The organism is Streptomyces sp. NBC_00223, assembly GCF_036199905.1.
Classification (GTDB): domain Bacteria; phylum Actinomycetota; class Actinomycetes; order Streptomycetales; family Streptomycetaceae; genus Actinacidiphila.
This window is the reverse complement of the sequence record NZ_CP108109.1, coordinates 6,007,725-6,027,306: the sequence shown is the minus strand read 5'-3', so window position 1 is coordinate 6,027,306 and position 19,582 is coordinate 6,007,725. Positions and strand designations below refer to the sequence as shown.

The 19,582-nt window shown below is 72.4% G+C and carries 14 protein-coding genes; 6 read left to right on the top strand and 8 right to left on the bottom strand.

Translation table 11 applies throughout. From position 1 onward, the window contains the following. Positions 1–135: 135 nt before the first annotated feature. A complete protein-coding gene (locus tag OHA30_RS25740; protein WP_328916252.1) occupies positions 136–1,548 on the top strand; it encodes a maltokinase N-terminal cap-like domain-containing protein in 1,413 nt (470 codons plus the stop codon). Between the two features lie 87 nt (positions 1,549–1,635). Beyond that, complete coding sequence (gene glgB / locus OHA30_RS25735; protein WP_328916251.1) at positions 1,636–4,068, top strand: 1,4-alpha-glucan branching enzyme; 2,433 nt, start codon at positions 1,636–1,638, stop codon at positions 4,066–4,068. A gap of 95 nt (positions 4,069–4,163) precedes the next feature. Here the strand turns inward: glgB and OHA30_RS25730 are convergent, their stop codons facing one another. From OHA30_RS25730 to OHA30_RS25720, 3 genes are all read right to left on the bottom strand, one after another. Next, complete coding sequence (locus tag OHA30_RS25730) at positions 4,164–5,846, bottom strand: glycosyltransferase family 2 protein (protein WP_328916250.1); 1,683 nt, start codon at positions 5,844–5,846, stop codon at positions 4,164–4,166. Between the two features lie 208 nt (positions 5,847–6,054). After that, positions 6,055–7,080 (bottom strand): ATP-dependent 6-phosphofructokinase, encoded by a 1,026-nt coding sequence (locus OHA30_RS25725; protein ID WP_328916249.1) that lies wholly within the window; start codon positions 7,078–7,080, stop codon positions 6,055–6,057. 46 nt (positions 7,081–7,126) lie between these two features. Next, on the bottom strand, positions 7,127–8,125 hold the full coding sequence (locus OHA30_RS25720; RefSeq protein WP_328916248.1) for a 2-hydroxyacid dehydrogenase: 999 nt from the start codon (positions 8,123–8,125) through the stop codon (positions 7,127–7,129). A gap of 249 nt (positions 8,126–8,374) precedes the next feature. Here OHA30_RS25720 and pta point away from each other — a divergent pair, with 249 nt between their 5' ends. The 3 genes from pta to pyk all read left to right on the top strand — a co-directional run bounded on the left by pta (position 8,375) and on the right by pyk (position 13,823). Continuing rightward, positions 8,375–10,486, top strand: coding sequence for a phosphate acetyltransferase (pta, locus tag OHA30_RS25715; RefSeq protein WP_328916247.1), 2,112 nt, complete (start codon positions 8,375–8,377; stop codon positions 10,484–10,486). Between the two features lie 719 nt (positions 10,487–11,205). After that, a complete protein-coding gene (locus tag OHA30_RS25710) occupies positions 11,206–12,339 on the top strand; it encodes an acetate kinase (RefSeq protein WP_328916246.1) in 1,134 nt (377 codons plus the stop codon). 65 nt (positions 12,340–12,404) lie between these two features. Continuing rightward, on the top strand, positions 12,405–13,823 hold the full coding sequence (gene pyk, locus OHA30_RS25705; RefSeq protein WP_328916245.1) for a pyruvate kinase: 1,419 nt from the start codon (positions 12,405–12,407) through the stop codon (positions 13,821–13,823). 118 nt (positions 13,824–13,941) lie between these two features. On the opposite strand, the gene OHA30_RS25700 is transcribed toward pyk, so the two are convergent. The 4 genes from OHA30_RS25700 to OHA30_RS25685 form a co-directional block, all read right to left on the bottom strand. Further along, a complete protein-coding gene (locus tag OHA30_RS25700) occupies positions 13,942–15,504 on the bottom strand; it encodes a hypothetical protein (RefSeq protein ID WP_328916244.1) in 1,563 nt (520 codons plus the stop codon). Beyond that, positions 15,494–16,099: a DUF6114 domain-containing protein gene (locus OHA30_RS25695; RefSeq protein ID WP_328916243.1), complete on the bottom strand. Its 606-nt coding sequence runs from the start codon at positions 16,097–16,099 to the stop codon at positions 15,494–15,496. Before OHA30_RS25695 ends, OHA30_RS25700 begins: the two co-directional genes overlap by 11 nt. Before the next feature lie 106 nt (positions 16,100–16,205). After that, positions 16,206–16,823, bottom strand: a complete 618-nt coding sequence (locus OHA30_RS25690) for a DUF6230 family protein (protein ID WP_328916242.1) — start codon at positions 16,821–16,823, stop codon at positions 16,206–16,208. Positions 16,824–17,471: 648 nt separating this feature from the next. Further along, positions 17,472–18,446, bottom strand: coding sequence for a tetratricopeptide repeat protein (locus tag OHA30_RS25685; protein WP_328916241.1), 975 nt, complete (start codon positions 18,444–18,446; stop codon positions 17,472–17,474). A 271-nt stretch (positions 18,447–18,717) separates the two neighbouring features. Between OHA30_RS25685 and OHA30_RS25680 the strand changes: the two genes are divergently transcribed. Further along, entirely contained in the window at positions 18,718–19,413 is a 696-nt protein-coding gene (locus tag OHA30_RS25680; protein ID WP_328916240.1) for a TetR/AcrR family transcriptional regulator, read from the top strand. On the opposite strand, the gene OHA30_RS25675 is transcribed toward OHA30_RS25680, so the two are convergent. Further along, complete coding sequence (locus OHA30_RS25675; protein ID WP_328916239.1) at positions 19,410–19,580, bottom strand: DUF397 domain-containing protein; 171 nt, start codon at positions 19,578–19,580, stop codon at positions 19,410–19,412. The genes OHA30_RS25680 and OHA30_RS25675 overlap by 4 nt on opposite strands. Between the last annotated feature and the right edge of the window lie 2 nt (positions 19,581–19,582).

Genomic DNA, 19,582 nt, shown 5'->3' with positions numbered 1-19,582 from the left:
TACGGCGGTTTCCTGTCACCCGCCCGGGGCAGGCTCCCCGTGTCGCCGGACAGCCCGTACCCGTCATCCGGGAGGCTGGCGCCCCCGCCGTTCGTCGTAACGGCAGGGTGCGCGACTCCCCGGGGAAAGGACGTCATGTCGGACAGCTCCTGGACCCGTGTGCCTTCCGCCGGTGGCCGTGACCTGGTGCCGGGGCTGCTGCGCTCGCTCGACCCGCTGCTGCGCGGCTGGCTGCCCCGGCAGCGCTGGTTCGCCGGCAAGGGTCTGCCCATCGGGCGGTTCCGGCTGGCCGCGGCCACCGAGCTGGTCCCTCCCGGCGGGCGGCTCGGCCCGCTGGGGCTGCTGCACGTGCTGGTCGACGTGGAGCAGCCCGGCCGCCCTCCGGACTGCTATCAACTGCTGCTGGGCGCCCACCCCCTGCTGCCGTCCGCGCTGGTGCGCGCCGCGCTCGGCCCGGCGGTCGGCGGCCCCTACGACGGCCTGACCCTCTACGACGCCCCGCACGACCCCCGGCTGGCCGCGCTGCTGCTGGAACGGCTCAAGCTGCCGGGGCGGACCGGGGGGCTGCGCTTCACCACCGAGCCGGACGTGACCTTCCCGCCCGGACTGACCCCCCGGGTGTCCACCGCCGAGCAGTCCAACACCTCGGTGGTGTACGGCGACGCGTACATCCTCAAGCTCTTCCGCCGGGTCTCGCCCGGCACCAACCCGGATCTGGAGCTGTCGCTCGCGCTGGCCAGGGCGGGGTCACGGCGGGTCGCCGAGCCGGTGGCGTGGTTCGAGTCCCCGGCCGCCGACGGCGACCCGGACGGCGAGCCGACCACGCTCGGGGTGCTCCAGCGCTTCCTTCCCGGCTCCTGCGACGGGTGGGCGCTGGCGCTGGCCTCGGTGGCCGAGGACGGCGACTTCCGGGCCGAGGCGACCGCGCTCGGCCGGGCGACCGCGGAGGTGCACGGTTCGCTGGCCGCCGCGCTGCCGGTCCGTCAGCTCGACGGACGGGCGCTGGAACGTATCTCCACCGCCATGACACGGCGGCTGGAGGAGACGGCGGCCGAGGTGCCCGCGGTACGGCCCTACACGGGCGCGCTGCGGGCCGCCTTCGACGACCTGACGAAACTGGGCGCGAGCGCCGGGGTGGGCGGCGGGGTGACCGCCCAGCGCATCCACGGCGATCTGCACCTCGGGCAGACGCTGCGCGGACCCGACGGCGCGTGGGTGCTGATCGACTTCGAGGGCGAGCCGGCCCGCCCGCTGGCCGAGCGGCGCCGCCCGGCGCCCCCGGTCCAGGACGTGGCGGGCATGCTCAGGTCCTTCGACTACGCCGCCCACCACAGCGCCAACGGCCCCTGGGCGGCCCGTCACCGCGACGCCTACTGCGCCGGCTACGCGGACGTCTGCGGGGTCGACCCGCGCGAACAGCCCGTGCTGATACGGGCCTTCGAGACCGACAAGGCGGTGTACGAGGCCAGGTACGAGGCCCGCCACCGCCCGGCCTGGCTGCCCATCCCCCTCTCCGCCCTGGCCCGCCTGGCGACCTCGGCGGGCTGACCCCCGCACCGACCCGCCCCCGGCGGCCTCCGTTCCGCCGCCCCCGACCCCGCCGACCCGCCCCGACCCCCGCCGAGGAGACCCGCCGTGACCCCCCCGAAGTTCCCGCACCCCGACACCCCGCCCGAACGCCGCGGCACCGAGGGCTCCACCGAGGCCGCCGCCCGCGGCTACGGCGCGACCACCCCGCACCCGGCCGCCTCCGGCACGGCCCCCAGGTCCGCGGCGGTCACCCCCTCCCCCTCCCCCTCCCCTGCCCAGGAGCCGGTCCGGGCGCCGAAAACCCCGCGCCCGCCGGCCGCCGCGCCCACGGGCGGCCCGGGCAGGAGCGCTCCGGTCCAGGGCGGCCTCGACGAGGGCGAGCGGTGGCGGCTGCTGAACGGCGCCCACCACGACCCGCACGCCCTGCTCGGCGCGCACCCCGAGGCGGGCGGGGTGCGGTTCCGGGCGCTGCGGCCGTTCGCCCTGGGCGTGGCCGTGGTCGCCGACGGGCTGCGGGCCGAGCTGGCCTCCGAGGGTGACGGGCTGTTCTCGGCGGTGCTGCCGCTGAGCGCGGTCCCGGCGGCGTACGAACTCGCGGTCAGGTACGAGGACGGCGAGCACCTGGTGGAGGACCCGTACCGCTTTCTGCCCGCGCTCGGGGAGCTGGACCTGCATCTGATCGGGGAGGGGCGGCACGAGCAGCTGTGGAAGGCGCTCGGCTCGGAGCCGATGACGCACGGCGGGGTGGCCGGCACCCGGTTCGCGGTGTGGGCGCCGAACGCGCGCGGGGTGCGGCTCGCGGCCGACTTCGCCTTCTGGGACGGCACCGCGTTCCCGATGCGGTCGCTGGGCGCCTCCGGGGTGTGGGAGCTGTTCGTGCCGGGGGTCGGGGCGGGCACGGCGTACAAGTACGAGATCACCCGCCCGGACGGCTCGCGGGGCATGAAGGCCGACCCGATGGCCCGGGCCACCGAACTGCCGCCCGCGACCGCCTCGGTGGTCACCGCGTCCGACTACACCTGGGCCGACCGGGAGTGGATGGACCACCGCGCGGACACCCCCGTGCACCGGGCGCCGCTGTCGGTGTACGAGGTCCATCTGCCCTCCTGGAGACCGGGCCTGAACTACCGTCAACTGGCCGAACAGCTCCCTTCGTACGTACAGGAACTCGGCTTCACGCACGTGGAGTTGATGCCGGTCGCCGAGCATCCCTTCGGCGGCTCGTGGGGCTACCAGGTGACCTCGTACTACGCCCCGACCTCGCGGCTGGGCTCGCCGGACGACTTCCGTTTCCTGGTGGACGCGCTGCACCGGGCCGGGATCGGCGTGATCATGGACTGGGTGCCCGCGCACTTCCCCAAGGACGACTGGGCGCTCGCCAGATTCGACGGCGAGCCGCTGTACGAGCCCGCCGACCCGCGCCGGGCCGAGCACCCGGACTGGGGGACCCTGGAGTTCGACTTCGGCCGTACCGAGGTGCGCAACTTCCTGGTCGCCAACGCGGTGTACTGGTGCGAGGAGTTCCACATCGACGGGCTGCGGGTCGACGCGGTCGCCTCGATGCTCTACCTGGACTACTCGCGCGAGGGCGGCGACTGGCTGCCCAACGCGTACGGAGGGCGGGAGAACCTGGACGCGGTGGCGTTCCTCCAGGAGATGAACGCCACGGTGTACCGGCGCTGTCCCGGCGCGGTCACCATCGCCGAGGAGTCCACCGCGTGGGACGGGGTGACCCGGGCCACCCACCATGTCGGCCCGACCGGCTTCGGCGGCCTCGGCTTCGGTCTGAAGTGGAACATGGGCTGGATGCACGACTCGCTGGCGTACATGGAGCACGAGCCGGTGCACCGCAAGTACCACCACGACGAGATGACGTTCTCGATGGTCTACGCGTACAGCGAGAACTACGTACTGCCGATCTCGCACGACGAGGTGGTGCACGGCAAGCGCGCGCTGGTCTCCAAGATGCCGGGCGACTGGTGGCGGCAGCGCGCCGACCACCGGGCGTATCTGGCCTTCATGTGGGCCCACCCGGGCAAGCAACTGCTCTTCATGGGCCAGGAGTTCGCCCAGGGCGCGGAGTGGTCGCACGACAGCGGCCCGGACTGGTGGCTGCTGGACGAGACCTACTCGGCGGCCGGCGACCACCGCGGGGTGCGCGACCTGGTACGCGATCTGAACGCGGTCTACGCGGCCACGCCCGCGCTGTGGCAGCGCGACACCGACCCCGGCGGCTTCGAGTGGGTGGACGGCGGCGCGGCGGAGGACAACACGTTCTCCTTCCTGCGCTTCGACACCGAGGGCCGCCCGCTGCTGTCGGTCAGCAACTTCTCCCCCGTCGTGCGGCAGGAGTACCGGCTCGGGGTGCCCGAGGGCCTGTGGACGCCGGTGCTCAACACCGACGAGGAGCGTTACGGCGGCAGCGGGGTGCCGGTCGAGGGGCCGGTGAAGAGCGAGCCCACGGCGTGGAACGGCCGCCGGCACAGCATCGCGCTGACGCTGCCGCCGCTGGCGACGGTGTGGCTGCGGCCGTCCTGATCCCGCGCGGCGCCCCCTCGCGCGCGGAACCCGGGACGCGCCGAACCCGCCCGGGACACGGGCGGGTTCGGGGCACGGCGGTCAGTGGCCGGCGGTCAGCGCCCGGCGGACTTCAGCACCCGGCGCAGCCGCTTGCGCAGGCCCTTGGGCAGCCTGCGCCCCACCGCGTTGGCCGGCGTGCGCAGCCGGTCGTCGGTGCTGAGCCGCAGCAGCAGCGCGCGGGCCGCCGGCATCTGCCGCGGCGGCGAGACCTGGAGTTCGAGCTGCTGGTTCTGCCCGGTCCAGCCGGTGCCGACCACGCGCGGCGGTGTGCCGACGACGGCCTGCCGCGAGCCCTGGCGGGCGTCGCGCAGCTGGGCCTTGGTCGCCTTCTTGGGCAGCGTCAGCCGGGGCCGCCGGCCCAGGCCCAGCAGCTGGGTGTCGAGCCACACCTCGTGCCGTCCGGGGGTCATCGGAGCGCCGCCGGCCAGCTTCAGCGGGTCGATCACCGCGTCGGCGGACAGCACGACATGGCACAGGTCGCCTTCGAGCGGTTCGAGCCGGGGCACCATGTCGTTCTCGGCGTACCACCACGTCGAGCGCGTGGTGTCCTTGACCACGACCTCGCCGTGCACCTGCGAGAAGGGGTCCTTGACCTCCCACTCGTCCACGCCCGGCACGCCGTCGAGCAGCACGGGGTCGAGCAGCAGCCGGTCGCCGCTGCGCAGCAGGGTCACCGGCTGCCCGTCGGCGCGGACCAGCCAGGCCCGGACCGGAATGGTCAGCCTGCCGCCGCGCCAGCCGGTGGTGCCGACCTCGTAGCGCAGGGCGATGCCCCGGGTGCGGCGGGCCAGTTCGACCAGGGAGTCGAGCCTGCCGGTCTCCAGCAGATGGCCGCGCAGGGAGGCGATGGCCGGGAAACCGGCCGAGACACCGGGCGGGAACTCCTCGCGCACCAGGTCGCGGACGATGGTGAAGTAGCGCTCCAGCTCCTCGCCGGTGCGCTGGAGCACCCGCGGCTCGGTGACCGGGCGCAGTATCTCGGTGCGGTAGTTGCGGCGCAGCATACGGTCCTGCACCGGGCCGGGCTCGGAGTGTTCCTTGATCGCGCGGACGACGTTGCGCAGATGCCCGTAGTAGTCCTCGGGACGCGGCGGGGTGCTGCTGTTGTTGTTGCCGTCGGTGCGCTTGTGCCAGTGGTACGACGGGTGCTCGCCGAGTATCGACACCGTCTTGGCCAGGGGGTAGGCGTGGGCCAGGAAGAGCTGGTCCTCCAGCCGGACCCGGCCCTCGGGGAAGAGGATGTCGTTGTCGAGCAGGAACTGCCGGCGGAACATCTTGTGCGGGGTGAGGGTCTCGAAGAGATCGGTGTCCTCGACGGAACAGCGCTCGCGGTGGTGACGGAATATGTCCGCCGGGCCGCGCATTTCGCCGTAGGTCTTGCCGAAGACGATGTCCGAGTCATTGCGCACGGCCAGGTCGTAAAGGCGTTCCAGGGCGTCGGGGGCGATTTCGTCGTCCTGGTCCACGAAATGCACATATTCGCTGCGGGCGAGCCTGACGCCGACATTGCGCGGTTTGCCCGGCCAGCCGGAATTCTCCTGGGTGTGCACCTGGACATGCGGGTGGAGCTCGGCGAGGCGGCGCAGACGTTCCAGGGAGTCGTCCGTGGAACCGTCGTCGACGTATATCACCTCGTAGTCGTCGGTCCCCAGGCTCTGTCCCGTCAGTGACGGAGCACAGTCGTCGATGTACTCACCGGCGTTGTATATGGGTACGACGATGCTGGCTTTCAACACTTTTGGTCCTTCCGTGCACTCATCGCAGCGCTCTCCGGAAGACGGGCGGAAATGCCAAAAGGTTGCACAGGCCGAAAAAGAACCTCAGGTGTGCGCACGGTCGAACCGGTGGGTCACGTCTCTGCTGGGCGTGCGGGGCCACGGCACGGCCGAAGTGCTGCCCGGCCGTGCCCGCGCCCCGCGGGTACCCGCCCAGCGTACCCGGACCCTAGAACACCGATTCGGCTTCTTCGATCCGGTCCTCGGGGACGGTCTTGAGATGGGTGATCGCGTCGGCGAGCGGGACCATGGCGATGCGGTTGCCGTGCAGGGCGGCCATGTGGCCGAAGCAGCCGCTGTGCGCGCCCTCCACCGCGTGCCAGCCGAAGCGCGTGGCCAGCACCCTGTCGTACGCGGTCGGCACGCCGCCGCGCTGGACATGGCCGAGGATCACCGGGCGGGCCTCCTTGCCCAGCCGCAGTTCCAGTTCGCGGGCCAGCGTCGTGCCGATACCGGTGAAGCGCTCGTGGCCGTACTTGTCGATCTCGCCGACGCCGTACTCCATCGTGTCCTTGGCCGGGTGGGCGCCCTCCGCGACGCAGATCACGGCGAACCGCTTGCCGCGGGCGAAGCGCTCCTCGACCATCGCCACCAGGTCGTCGGGGTCGAAGGGCCGCTCGGGCACGCAGATGCCGTGGGCGCCGCCGGCCATGCCGGCCTCCAGGGCGATCCACCCGGCGTGCCGGCCCATGACCTCGACCACCATCACCCGCTGGTGCGACTCCGCGGTGGTCTTGAGCCGGTCGATGGCCTCGGTGGCGACGGTGACGGCGGTGTCGAAGCCGAAGGTGCGGTCGGTGCCGTTGATGTCGTTGTCGATGGTCTTGGGCACGCCGACGACCGGCATCCCGGCGTCGGACAGCATCCGGGCGGCGGTCAGTGTGCCCTCGCCGCCGATCGGGATGAGCACGTCGATCCCGTACTGCGTGCACAGGTCGTCCGCGTTGTCCGCGGCCTCGCGCAGCCGGGCGCGCTCCAGCCTCGCCGAACCCAGTATCGTCCCGCCCCGGGCCAGGATGCCGCTGACGGAGTTGAGGTCCAGGGGCCGGAAGCGGCCCTCCAGCAGTCCGACGAAGCCGTCCTCGAAGCCGATGACCTCGTCGCCGTGGCCGGTCAGCGCGCGGTGCACGACCGACCGGATGACGGCGTTGAGGCCGGGGCAGTCGCCGCCGGCGGTGAGGACTCCGATACGCATGAGAGGCGTCTCCAGTCAGGGTGTCAGATGGTCAACGGAGAGCGGATCACGGGGACTTCGGGATCAGGGTGCACTCCGTGATCCTTCCCGCGAGATAGTCGTCCACATTCCGAACGGTCGCCGCGACGATCTCCTCGACCGCGTCCACCGTGTAGTACGCCTGGTGCGAGGTGATCAGCACATTGGTGAAGGTCAGCAGCCGGGCGAGAACGTCATCGGTCATCACCTCAAGTGACTTGTCGTAGAAGAAGATTCCGGCCTCCTCCTCGTACACGTCCAGACCCACTCCGCCGAGCCGGCCCTCGCGCAGGGTCTCCACCAGCGCCTCGGCGTCGATCAGGCCGCCGCGGCTGGTGTTGATCAGCAGCGCGTCGTCCTTGATCTCGGCCAGCCGCCGGGCGCCGAGCAGATGGTGGGTCGAGGGCATCAGCGGTACGTGCAGGCTGATCAGGTCCGACTCCCGCAGCAGCCGGTCCAGTTCGACGTACTCCATGCCCATCTCGGCGCACTCGGGGTTGGCGGTGATGTCCCAGCCGAGCAGCCGCATCCCGTAGCCGCGGGCGATCGCGGTGAAGGCGGTGCCGATGGCGCCGGTGCCGATCACCCCGGCCGTACGGCCGTGGAAGTCCCGGCCGAGCAGGCCGTCGAGCCGGAAGTCGAAGTCCCGGGTGCGGCTCGCGGCCCGCACCATCTTGCGGTTGAGCGCGCCGGCCAGCGTCCAGGCGAACTCGGCGACCGCGTACGGGGAGTAGCGGGCGACCCGGGCGACGGTCATGCCGAGGCGTTCGGCGTGGGCGAGGTCGATGTTGTTGTAGCCGGTGGACCGCTGGGTGATCAGCCGGGTCCCGCCGCGTACCAGGGTCTCCAGGGCGGGCGCGTCCAACTGGGAGTTCACACTGGTGCAGACGGCCTCGTAACCCTGGGCGAGCGGGAGGGTGTCAGGGGTCAGAAAGGTCTCCACACAGTGGATCCCGTGGCGGGGCGCGAAGGCCCGCTCCAGCAGGGGCCGCTCGTCGCGCTGCACTCCGGTCGCGAGGATCTCCACCGCGTCGCCCTCCTTGTCCGCTCGTGTTCACCCTACGTGCACCGCGCGGCGATCCCCGGCACCCCGCGAGGGGGAACCATCGGCGCGGGTGCTGAGCTGCGGCTGAGCGTGCCGCCCCGGCGGTGCGTGTCCGCCAGGTGACCTCGGTGGGCACGCGTTTCGCGGGCGCGTTAGCGTTTTGTCTGCGTACGCCCGTACGCGGAACCGGGAAACCGGGGCGCCGGGAAGCCAGGAGATCGGAGCACAGGGGTGACGCGCAGCGTCTATGTCACGGGGATCGGCCGCGGTGACGGCCGCCAGGTCGTGGAGCTGGGGGTGATGGAGCTGCTGACCCGGCAGGTGGACCGGGTCGGTGTCTACCGCCCGCTGGTGCACGACACCCCTGACCGGATCTTCGAGCTGCTGCGCGGCCGCTACCGCCTCACCCAGGACCTGTCCACCGTCTTCGGCATGGGCTACGAGGAGGCCGCCGCGCTCCAGGCCGAGCAGGGCCAGGAGGCGCTGACCGCCCGGCTGGTGGAGGGCTATCTGCGGGTCGCCGAGTCCTACGACACGGTGCTCATCCTCGGTTCCGACTTCGCGGGCACCAACCTGCCCGCCGAGCTGGGGGTGAACGCGCGGCTGGCCAACGAGTGCGGGGCCTCCGTGCTCGCGGTGATAGGAGGTCGCCACCAGAGCGCCGAGTCGATCGTCGCCGAGGTCCGCAACGCCCACCACGCGTACACCAACCTCGGCTGCGACGTGATCGCGATGATCGCCAACCGGGTGGACCCCGGGGTGGTCGAGGACACCGCCGAGCAGCTCGGCCGGACGCTGCCCGTACCGGTGTACGTGCTGCCCGACGAGCCCGCGCTGTCGGCGCCGACGGTCGCGCAGATCGTGGAGACGATGGGCGCGCAGGTGCTGCTCGGCGACGACGCGGGGCTGGCCAGGGACGCGTTGGACTTCGTCTTCGGCGGTGCGATGCTGCCGACCTTCCTGCCGCGGCTGACCCCGGGCTGTGTCGTGGTGACCCCGGGCGACCGGGCCGATCTGATCATCGGATCGCTGGCCGCGCACTCCGCGGGCTCCCCGCCCATCGCGGGCGTGCTGCTCACCCTGGACGAGCGGCCCGGCCCGGACATCCTGGCGCTGGCCAACCGGCTGGCCCCCGGCACCCCCGTGCTCGCGGTGCCCACCGGCTCCTTCCCGACCGCCGCCGAGCTGTCCGGACTCGACGGCAAGCTGGGCGCGGGCACCCCGCGCAAGGCGGAGACCGCGCTGGGCCTGTTCGAGACCCATGTGAACACCGCCGAGCTGACCGAACGCCTCTCGGTGGCGAGGTCGGCCCGGGTCACCCCGATGATGTTCGAGCACGCCCTGCTGGAGCGGGCCCGGGCGCACCGGCGGCGGATCGTCCTGCCGGAGGGAGCGGAGGACCGGATACTGCGCGCCACGGAGGTGCTGCTGCGCCGTGGCGTCTGCGAGCTGACCCTGCTCGGCGAGGAGGACGCCGTGCGCAAGCGGGCCGGCGACCTCGGCATCGCGCTCGACGACCCCAATCTGGCGATCATCGACCCTCAGACGTCACCGCTGCGGGACCGTTTCGCCGCCCAGTACGCCAAGCTCCGCGCGCACAAGGGCGTCTCCTACGAGCTGGCGTACGACGTGGTCGCGGACGTGTCGTACTTCGGCACGCTCATGGTCCAGGAGGGCCTGGCCGACGGCATGGTCTCGGGCGCGGTGCACTCCACGGCCGCGACGATCCGCCCGGCCTTCGAGATCATCAAGACCCGGCCGGACGCGGCCGTCGTCTCCTCGGTGTTCTTCATGTGCCTGGCCGACAAGGTCCTGGTCTACGGCGACTGCGCGGTCAACCCGGACCCGGACGCCGAACAGCTCGCCGACATCGCGATCCAGGCGGCGGGCACGGCGTTGCGCTTCGACGTGCAGCCGAGGATCGCCATGCTGTCGTACTCCACGGGCACCTCGGGTACGGGCGCGGACGTGGACAAGGTCCGCCGGGCCACGGATCTGGTGCGCGAGCGCCGTCCCGACCTGCTGGTCGAGGGGCCGATCCAGTACGACGCGGCGGTGGCGCCCTCGGTGGCCGCCACGAAGATGCCGGGGTCGGCGGTGGCCGGGCAGGCGACAGTGCTGGTCTTCCCCGACCTGAACACGGGCAACAACACGTACAAGGCCGTGCAGCGCTCGGCGGGCGCGGTGGCGGTCGGCCCGGTCCTCCAGGGGCTGCGCAAGCCGGTGAACGATCTGTCGCGCGGCGCGCTGGTGCAGGACATCGTGAACACGGTCGCGATCACGGCGATCCAGGCGCAGGACATCGTCGACGAATCCCCCCGCCCCCAGGGAGCCCCCTCGTGACCCCGCCCCCCGACCAGGCCGACGGGGACTCCGCCCCCACGAACAACGAACCCGCCACCACCGACCCCCGCCCGGCAACCGGGGAGGACAGCCGCGCCGGACACCCGGGCGAGACCACACCCCCACCGCCGGCAGGCGGACCGTCCGCCCGCGCGGACAACGGACGCCAGACCACCGGGCCCCACCCGGCAAGCGGGGGAGACGGCCGCGCGGGACACCCGAGCGAGACCACACCCCCACCGCCGGCAGGCGGACCGTCCGCCCGCGCGGACAACGGACGCCAGACCACCGGGCCCCACCCGGCAAGCGGGGGAGACGGCCGCGCGGGACACCCGAGCGAGACCACGCCCCCACCGCCGGCAGGCGGGCCGTCAGCCCGCGCGGACAACGATCAGGCGGCCACCGGCCCGCAGGCCGCACCCGCGCACCCGCCGCGCGAGCGGGCGGGCGGACCGTCCGCCCCCGCGGACAACGGACGCCAGACCACCGGGCCCCGCCCGGCAAGCGGGGGAGAGGGCCGCGCAGGACACCCACCACCGGCAGGCGGGCCGTCCGCCCGCGCGGATAACGATCAGGCGGCCACCGGCCCGCAGGCCGCACCCGCGCACCCGCCGCGCGAGCGGGCGGGCGGACCGTCCGCCCCCACGAACGACAGACGCCAGACCACCGGCCCCCGCCCGGCAACCGGGGGAGACGGCCGCGCGGGCCGGGGCACGCGCGTGCTCGTGCTGAACTCCGGCTCCTCCTCCGTGAAGTACCAGCTGATCGACATGGCCGACCACACCCGGCTCGCGTCCGGTCTGGTGGAGCGGATCGGCGAGGAGGGCGGCGTCGCGGACCACGCGGAGGCGCTGCGCAGGGCCGCCGACGACCTCGCCGGGCAGGGCCTCGGCCTGGACTCCCCCGAGCTGGCCGCCGTGGGCCACCGCGTCGTGCACGGCGGCACCCGCTTCACCGAGCCGACGCTGATCACCGACGAGGTGGTCACCGAGATCGAGAAGCTCGTCCCGCTGGCCCCGCTGCACAACCCGGCGAACATCACCGGCATCAAGGTGGCCCGCCGGCTGCGCCCCGACCTCCCGCAGGTCGCCGTCTTCGACACCGCCTTCCACGCCACGATCCCCGAGGCCGCGGCCCGCTACGCGGTCGACACCGCCACCGCCGACCGCTACGGCGTCCGCCGCTACGGCTTCCACGGCACCTCGCACGCCTTCGTCTCGCGCGCGACCGCCGCCCTGCTGGGCAAGGAGCCGTCCGAGGTCAACGTCATCGTGCTGCACCTGGGCAACGGCGCCTCGGCCGCCGCGGTCCGCGGCGGCCGCAGCGTGGACACCTCCATGGGCATGACCCCGCTGGAGGGCCTGGTGATGGGCACCAGGTCCGGCGACATCGACCCGGCGGTCGTCTTCCACCTGGAGCGCGTCGGCGGCATGACCACCGACGAGATCGACACCCTGCTCAACAAGCGGTCCGGCCTGCTCGGGCTGTGCGGCGCCAACGACATGCGCGAGATCGGCCGCCGGATGGGCGAGGGCGACAGGGCCGCGCGGCTCGCCTTCGACGTGTACACCCACCGGCTGCGCCGGTACATCGGCGCCTTCACGGCCGTCCTCGGCCGGGTGGACGCGATCGCCTTCACCGCGGGCGTCGGCGAGAACTCCGCCGCCGTGCGCGCGGCAGCGCTGGCCGACCTGGAGGGCCTGGGGATCGTGCTGGACCCGGTGCACAACTCCGTACGCGGCAGCGGCGCCCGGCTGATCTCCGCGGAGTCCTCGCGCGTGGCCGTCGCCGTGGTCCCCACCGACGAGGAGCTGGAGATCGCCCGCGACACCTACGCGCTGGCCCGCGGCTGACCTTCCCCCTGACCACAAAGCCCCTGGATTATTCCGGAGCGGAACAAACCGATAGGATAGCGCCCATGCGCCGAGCCAAGATCGTCTGCACCCTGGGTCCCGCCGTCGACTCCTACGAACAGCTCAAGACGCTGGTCGAGGCAGGCATGAACGTGGCCCGACTGAATTTCAGCCACGGCAGCCACGCCGAGCACCAGGACCGCTACCAGCGCGTGCGCAAGGTGGCCGAGGAGACCGGCAGGGCGGTCGGCGTGCTCGCCGACCTCCAGGGTCCCAAGATCCGGCTCGGCAAGTTCGCCGACGGACCCGTGGAGCTGGTCGCGGGCGACGAGTTCACCATCACCACCGAGGACGTGGCCGGTGACCGCTCGATCTGCGGCACCACGTACAAGGGCCTGCCCGGCGACGTCTCGCAGGGCGACCCGATCCTGATCAACGACGGCAACGTGGCGCTGCGCGTCATCGAGGTCGAGGGCCCGCGGGTGCGCTCGCTGGTGGTCGAGGGCGGGGTCATCTCCGACCACAAGGGCATCAACCTGCCGGGCGCCGCGGTGAACGTGCCCGCGCTGTCCGAGAAGGACATCGAGGACCTCAGGTTCGCCCTCCACCTCGGCGTCGACATGGTCGCGCTGTCCTTCGTGCGCGACGCCAAGGACGTGCGCGACGTCCACCGGGTGATGGACGAGGAGGGCCGCCGGGTCCCCGTCATCGCCAAGGTGGAGAAGCCGCAGGCGGTCGACAACATGGAGAGCGTCGTCGCGGCCTTCGACGCGGTGATGGTGGCCCGCGGCGACCTCGCCGTGGAGTACCCGCTCGAACAGGTGCCGTTGGTCCAGAAGCGGCTGGTCGAGATGTGCCGCCGCAACGCCAAGCCGGTGATCGTGGCGACCCAGATGATGGAGTCGATGATCACCAACTCCCGGCCCACCCGCGCCGAGGCGTCCGACGTCGCCAACGCGATCCTCGACGGCGCCGACGCGGTGATGCTCTCCGCGGAGTCCTCCGTCGGCAAGTACCCGATCGAGACGGTCAAGACGATGTCGCGGATCGTGGAGGCGGCCGAGGAGGAGCTGCTGTGCCGCGGTCTCCAGCCGCTGCCCCCGGGCAAGAAGCCGCGCACCCAGGGCGGCGCGGTGGCCCGCGCGGCGGCCGAGCTGGGCGACTTCCTGGACGCGCGGACGCTGGTGGCCTTCACCAAGTCCGGTGACACCGCCCGCCGGCTGGCCCGCTACCGGGTGCCCGCGCCCGTGCTTGCCTTCACCACCGACGCCGCGACCCGCAACCAGCTCGCGCTGACCTGGGGTGTGGAGGCGTTCGTGGTCGAGCACGTCGACAACACCGACGCGATGGTGGAGCTGGTGGACCGGGAGATGCTCAAGCTCTCCGAGTACGCCAAGGGCGACACCGTGATCATCACGGCCGGCTCCCCGCCCGGCGTCCCCGGCACCACCAACCTGGTCCGCGTCCACCACCTCGGCGACTGACCTCCCCTACGCACGCCGTGCGGCCCGCACCCGGTCGTCAGCGGGTACGGGCCGCGCGGCTGTCGTCGTACGGGGCCGGGGCGGACCGGCGGTCGCGGTTACGGACCGGCCGTCGCGGTTACGACGTGCCGGGGCGCAGGCTCATGCCCGGGATGGTCAGCGTGCCGCCGAACTGGCCGGCCTGGAGGACCGTCACGTCGGTGAAGAAGAGCACCGGTAGGGTCAGCGGCGGCGGCGCCTTCGGGGTGAACGTGACCGGGATCAGGCCGAGCAGGTCGCCGCTGAGCGACTCGGTGTACATCGTCACCGTGCCGTGGCGGATCGTGGACGTGGAGCCCTTGCGGGCCCGTACGTGGGTGTGGCCGTCGCCGGGGCCGTCCACGATCTGGTGCAGATCGGCGATGTCCACGCCGGTCGCGGTGAACTTGAGCACGTCCTTGACCCCGCCGCTCCACGTCCGCACCTTCACGATGCCGTCGTAGTCGAGGCCGTACAGGGTGAGCATGCTGCTCTTGAGGGTCCAGGGCGCGTCGGGCAGCAGCGGGATGCCCGGCTCGGTCTTGGCGTCGGCGAGCGCCTGCGCGTCGTAGGTCGGGCACGGGTACGGCTGCTTGCCGTCGGAGTCGGCCGGGGCGGTGGCCGAGGGCGACGCGACGCCGGCGTCCTGGAGGGCCTTGGTGACCTTGTCGACGGTGTCCTGGTCGACGCCGGCGGTCTCCTTGGCCTTCGGGCCGCGCGAGGGCGTGGCCGAGGTGCTGCCGCCCGAGGATCCGCCGGACGAACCGCCCGCCGACGAACCGCCGGACGTACCGCCGTCCTGCGACGTACCGCCGGACGTACCGCCGTCCTGCGACGTACCGCCGGACGTACCGCCGGAGGAGCCCCCGCCGGACGAGGACTTCGGCGGCGCCTCGGTGGCGGTCCCGGTGGGCTCCGGCGCCTGGGTGGTCGGCGCGGGCTCCGGCGGCTGCGTGGTGGGCGCGGTGGTCGGGCCGCCGGGCTTCTTGCCGCCGCCGAGCAGGCCGTTGAGCAGATCGCCCAGGCCCAGCGGGTCCAGCGGGTTGACCTTCTTCGCGCCGGCCGACGTCGCCGCGGCCGGCGCGTCGGCCGCGGGTGCGGTCACCGGCGTCGTGGCCTGCGGCGTCCCGCCCGCCGACTTGGCGCTCTTCGCTGTCCCGGCCTTCGACTTCACGGCCTTGGTCGCCACGGTCTTGGCCGTCGCGCTCTTCGGCAGGAGCCCGCCCAGCGGGTCGTCGGCGGGCTTCGACCCGGTCGCGGTCGGGTCGGCCACGGGGTCCGGTTGCCCGTCCGACGTGGCGGACGGGCTCGGGGTCGTCGTCGGCCGGTCGGTCGCCCGGTCGGTGGGCGTGGACGTCGGCGTACCGGCGCTCCCGCCGTGCTGGCCGCCGGCCGTCGCGGACGGCGACGGGGTGTCGGACCGCGTCACGCAGGGCCCGGGCTTGAACGGGTTGTCGGGCAGTTCGTCGGCCTGCGCGAGATGCGGGGTGAAGCCCATCCCCATCAGCACCGCCGTGGGCATGGCGGCCAGCGCCACCGCTTTCCCGGCGGGAACGTGCAACTTGGTCAGCAGCGATTTGCGGGGGGCCGCGTGGCGCGGCCCTGCGGCCGCCCGCTTGCGGGAGCCCTCGCTCCCGTCCGGCTGAGCCTCGTCACCCAGCACGGTGCCTCCCGTTCTCCTCGGTGGACTCGTCGTTGGAGCGCGCGCCGGCGTGCACCGGCTCGGGTGAAGCGTGGGACTCCCCCGCCTGGGCGGGTACGAAGGGCTCGGCGGGCTGGACCGTCCCGGGTCCGCCCCGCTCGCCGCCCGAGTGGGGGTCGCCGTCGGGCAGTTCCGCCTTGTCGCCGGGTTCGTCGGTCACCGGGACGCCCGGCACCCAGGCCAGGGCCAGCGCGCCACCGATCAGCGCGAGCAGATAGCCCGCCAGGAAGCCGCCGAAGTTGGAGATCACCAGCGACACCAGCGCGAGCAGGATCGTGGCGACCCCGGCGAAGAACCGTACGGCGGTCTGGAACCACATGGTCAGACCCAGTACGAAGAGCAGGACGCCGATGATCAGTGAGCCGGAGCCCGCGGTCGTCGCCATCCGGATGGTCAGCTGACCGAGCGTCATATGCGCGTAGGGGAAGTACATGATGGGCGCGCCCCCCAGCAGGGTCAGCAGACCCGCCCAGAAGGGGCGCTGCCAACGCCAGTGGCGGAACGTCAGACGCCAAAAGCGGATCCGGGCACTCAGTTCTGTCGACTCGGCGCTCATAGCAAACAGCTCCCTGGAACTGGCATCACTGCACGGTTGATCGGTGGCCCGGGCGAGCCGCGGCCGACGCGGCTCGCCCGTGGCCCCTGGGGCGGGGCCGACCCGCCTAGTAGCACTCCTTGTCCGGGCCCGAGCCCGGGTGCAGGCGCAGGCTCAGACCGGCCAGGGTGAAGGTGCCGGCGCTGGTGGCCCAGGCCCGCTGACGGACGTCCGTCAGGTCGGCGATCCTCGCCTCCTGCGCGAACTCTCCGCCCGCCTTCTCCTTGGTCGTGCTGTCGGTGAGCCTGTTGCTGCCCGCGGCCACACCGATGTTGATGTCGGTGAAGGTCGCGTTGGCGTCCAACTGGTCCAGGTCGATGTACAGGTTGTGCGCCGTGACCGGCGTCTTCCCGTTGCCGGCCCTGAGCACCATCGTCACATCGCCGATGGGGGTCGGGACGACCACCGACTGGCACAGTCCGGTGATGGTGGCGTCGCTGAACGCCGACACCGCCACCGGCACCGGCCCGCTGCCACTGGGCACTTCGATGCTGCCGTACTGGACGAATCCCTCACCGTGCAGCGTCTTTGCCGCGACCTTGAACTGCTGGCCCGACACGCTGAAGGACGCGGCGAGCGCACCCTGCGACATCGCCACGCCTATCGCGGCCGTGGCCGCGATGCTCGGCACCATGACGACGGCGAACCGCCGCCATCTGGTACCGCCACGAACGAGCGACTCCATATTTCCTCCTTCTCGGACGTACATCTCCGGCCGGGAACTTCACGTCCGGGCCTGGGATGGGAGAAGTGCTACGTCCTCGGGAAGGAGAGCGCCGGCGATCGGCGAGCCGTCCCTCCCACGGGAGTTACGGACGGCGGTGTCCGAGTCTTCGGCGATCACCCCCGAGCGACAACCACTGGCCGTACTCGCGCACGACCGGTGGGACAGGCTCCATCCGGTTCCATCCGATGGACGGAGACCCCCCTGTCCCGGGGCCGCGGCGGTCACCGCGCCCCCACTCGGCGGGGACCCGCGGACACGTGCGCCGACTGGCGGCCGGGCGGTGCCAACGGACCGAGCTTGGCCGATCGTGGTGCATTCCCGGCCGACACACAAGAGGGTTCATTACCAGCGAGTAATGGATGGATGGCGGGGCCAAGATCGCCACGCGGAGTAATGTCACCGCGCGTCACCGAAGCCCCATGAGGCGAATCCGGCAAATGCCGTCATCACCCACAAAAAGGGGTCTGATTCTTACCGGAAGTAACAGCGGCCGCTCATTGTCACAGTTTGATAAAGAGCGGCCGCCGTCCCGTCGAATTCACGCCCTGAAGCGGCGACGGCGAAGATCGGCCACCCGCCCGGACCGGGCGCGGCGGCCGTCCGGACTCAGAACAGAACTCTGGCCAAGGCTGTACGCGCGGTAATCACCCGGGGGTCGTCGAAGCCGATGACCTCGAAAAGTTCGAGCAGCCGCAGCCGCGCGTGGTCCCGGTCGTCACCCACTGTGCGCCGTACGGTGTCCACCAAACGAGCGAACGCGTCCTCGACATGTCCGCCGACCAGGTCCAGATCGGCCGCGGCCAGCTGCGCCGGTACGTCACCGGGCGCGTTCGCCGCCGCCTCACGTACGGCCTTGGGGTCGGCGCCCTCCACCCGGCGCAGCAACTCGGCCTGGGCCAGGCCCAGTTTGGCCTCGGCGTTGGCGGGCTCGTCGGCCAGCACATTGCGGTACGCCTGGATGGCGCCGCCCAGATCGCCGGCGTCCAGCGCGTCGTGCGCGGCGGACAGCGCCAGCTCCTGCGGGGTGGCGGGGCGCGGCGGGGCGGGCTCGGGCCGCGCCTCGGCGGCGACGGCCCCCGGGTCGACCTCGGGACCGACGATGCCGAACCGCTGCTCGGCGACCGCGATCAGCTGGTCGAGCACCTCGGCCACCTGGTCCTCGGGCGCGGAGCCCTGGAAGAGCGGCATGGCCTGCCCGGCGAGCACCGCGAAGACCGCGGGCACTCCCTGGACGCCGAACTGCTGAAAGAGCATCTGATTGGCGTAGACCTCGGCGGTGGCGAGGACGAAGCGCCCCCGGTACTGGGCGACAAGGCGCTCCAGCACCGCGTTGAGCTGCTTGCTCTGCTCGGCCTGGTCGGCCCAGAAGCTGATGACGACGGGCACCTCGGCGGAGCGCTGGAGTACATCGCTCTCGAAGGTCGCCTCGGTCACCTCGATGACGAGCGGGGAGGCGACGGCGTCGGCGCCGGCGTCCTGCCGCTGCGCCCTGGCCTGTTCGGCCTTCGCCTTGGCCTCAGTGGCCGCCTTCACCGCGGCGAGGTCGACCACGCCGCTCATGGACATGTTCCGTGGCTGCATGCGCCAATCCTCCCCCCTCGTGGAGCAAAGCGTGTACAGACCCCGAATCCCCGCCGGTTCGCGGGGGCCGGAGCGCCGACCGTGTGCTGCCTGTCCTGCCGCCGTCGCGCGGTTCACGCGTCCGGCCGGTACGAATCCCCATCCGCACCCGTGGTTGCCACTCGTTACGCTACGGCTCGTAGCGTAACTGGGCGGGGGCCGGGCGGGCAGCGGGGGCCGGTGTGAGAACGATCACTCGTCACGCTACCTACCGGCCGGTATGGTCCGCCCTATGTGCCCCTCCCCCCGTCAGAGACGCACCGGCCGCCCCCGAAGCGCCGAGGCGGACCGCGCGATCCTCGCCGCCACCCGGGAGGCGCTGGCGGAGCTGGGCTGGGGACGGCTGACGCTCGGTGACGTCTCGGCCCGGGCCGGGGTCGCCAAGACCACCCTCTACCGGCGCTGGGCGGGCAAGAACGAGCTGGTGGTGGACGCGGTCGCGGCGCTCTTCGAGGAGCAGTTGGAGCTGCCCGACCTCGGCAGCCTCCAGGCCGACATCCAGGGCGTGGTGCTGCGCTTCGCCGGGCTGATCCAGCGGCCGGAGACCAGGACCGCGCTGATGGCGGTGATCGCCGAGGCCACCCACGACGACGCGCTGCGGCTGCGCATCCGCGCGGCGATCGTGGACCGGCAGAAGCATCTGGTGCTGACCGGCCGCGAACGCGCCCAGCGGCGCGGCGAGATGCCGTTGGACGACGGCGACGGCGACCTCTTCCGTGACGATCTGGTCTTCGACGTGATCGCGGGCACGGTGGTGCACCGGGTGATGGTCAGCTCCGAGCCGGTCGACGAGGAGTGGGCGCGGCGGCTGGCCCGGCTCCTCGTCGTCGGCCTCACGGGAGCGTGTCCGGCCGGGCGCGGCGAGCCGCCCGCCGGAGCACACCCCGCGGCGCCCGTACGGCCCACGACGCCCGTACGGCCCGCCTAGCCCGCCTCGACCTCCACACCCGCCACGAAGTGGTCGAACTCCCCCGCCCTGACGCCCTTGACGAACGCGTCCCACTTGGCGGGAGTGGTCACGGCCACCACTTCCGGCTGCTCTGTCTCGCGGATGTAGATCATCCCGTCGTCACCGACGGTCGCTTCGAGGGACACGA

Excerpts from the sequence above, each read along its gene's own strand:
- OHA30_RS25740 (WP_328916252.1), top strand. The coding sequence starts at position 136 with ATGTCGGACAGCTCCTGGACCCGTGTGCCTTCCGCCGGTGGCCGTGAC.
- OHA30_RS25725 (WP_328916249.1), bottom strand. The coding sequence starts at position 7,080 with ATGCGTATCGGAGTCCTCACCGCCGGCGGCGACTGCCCCGGCCTCAAC.
- pyk (WP_328916245.1), top strand. The coding sequence starts at position 12,405 with ATGCGCCGAGCCAAGATCGTCTGCACCCTGGGTCCCGCCGTCGACTCC.
- OHA30_RS25695 (WP_328916243.1), bottom strand. The coding sequence starts at position 16,099 with ATGAGCGCCGAGTCGACAGAACTGAGTGCCCGGATCCGCTTTTGGCGT.
- OHA30_RS25690 (WP_328916242.1), bottom strand. The coding sequence starts at position 16,823 with ATGGAGTCGCTCGTTCGTGGCGGTACCAGATGGCGGCGGTTCGCCGTC.
- OHA30_RS25685 (WP_328916241.1), bottom strand. The coding sequence starts at position 18,446 with ATGCAGCCACGGAACATGTCCATGAGCGGCGTGGTCGACCTCGCCGCG.
- OHA30_RS25680 (WP_328916240.1), top strand. The coding sequence starts at position 18,718 with ATGTGCCCCTCCCCCCGTCAGAGACGCACCGGCCGCCCCCGAAGCGCC.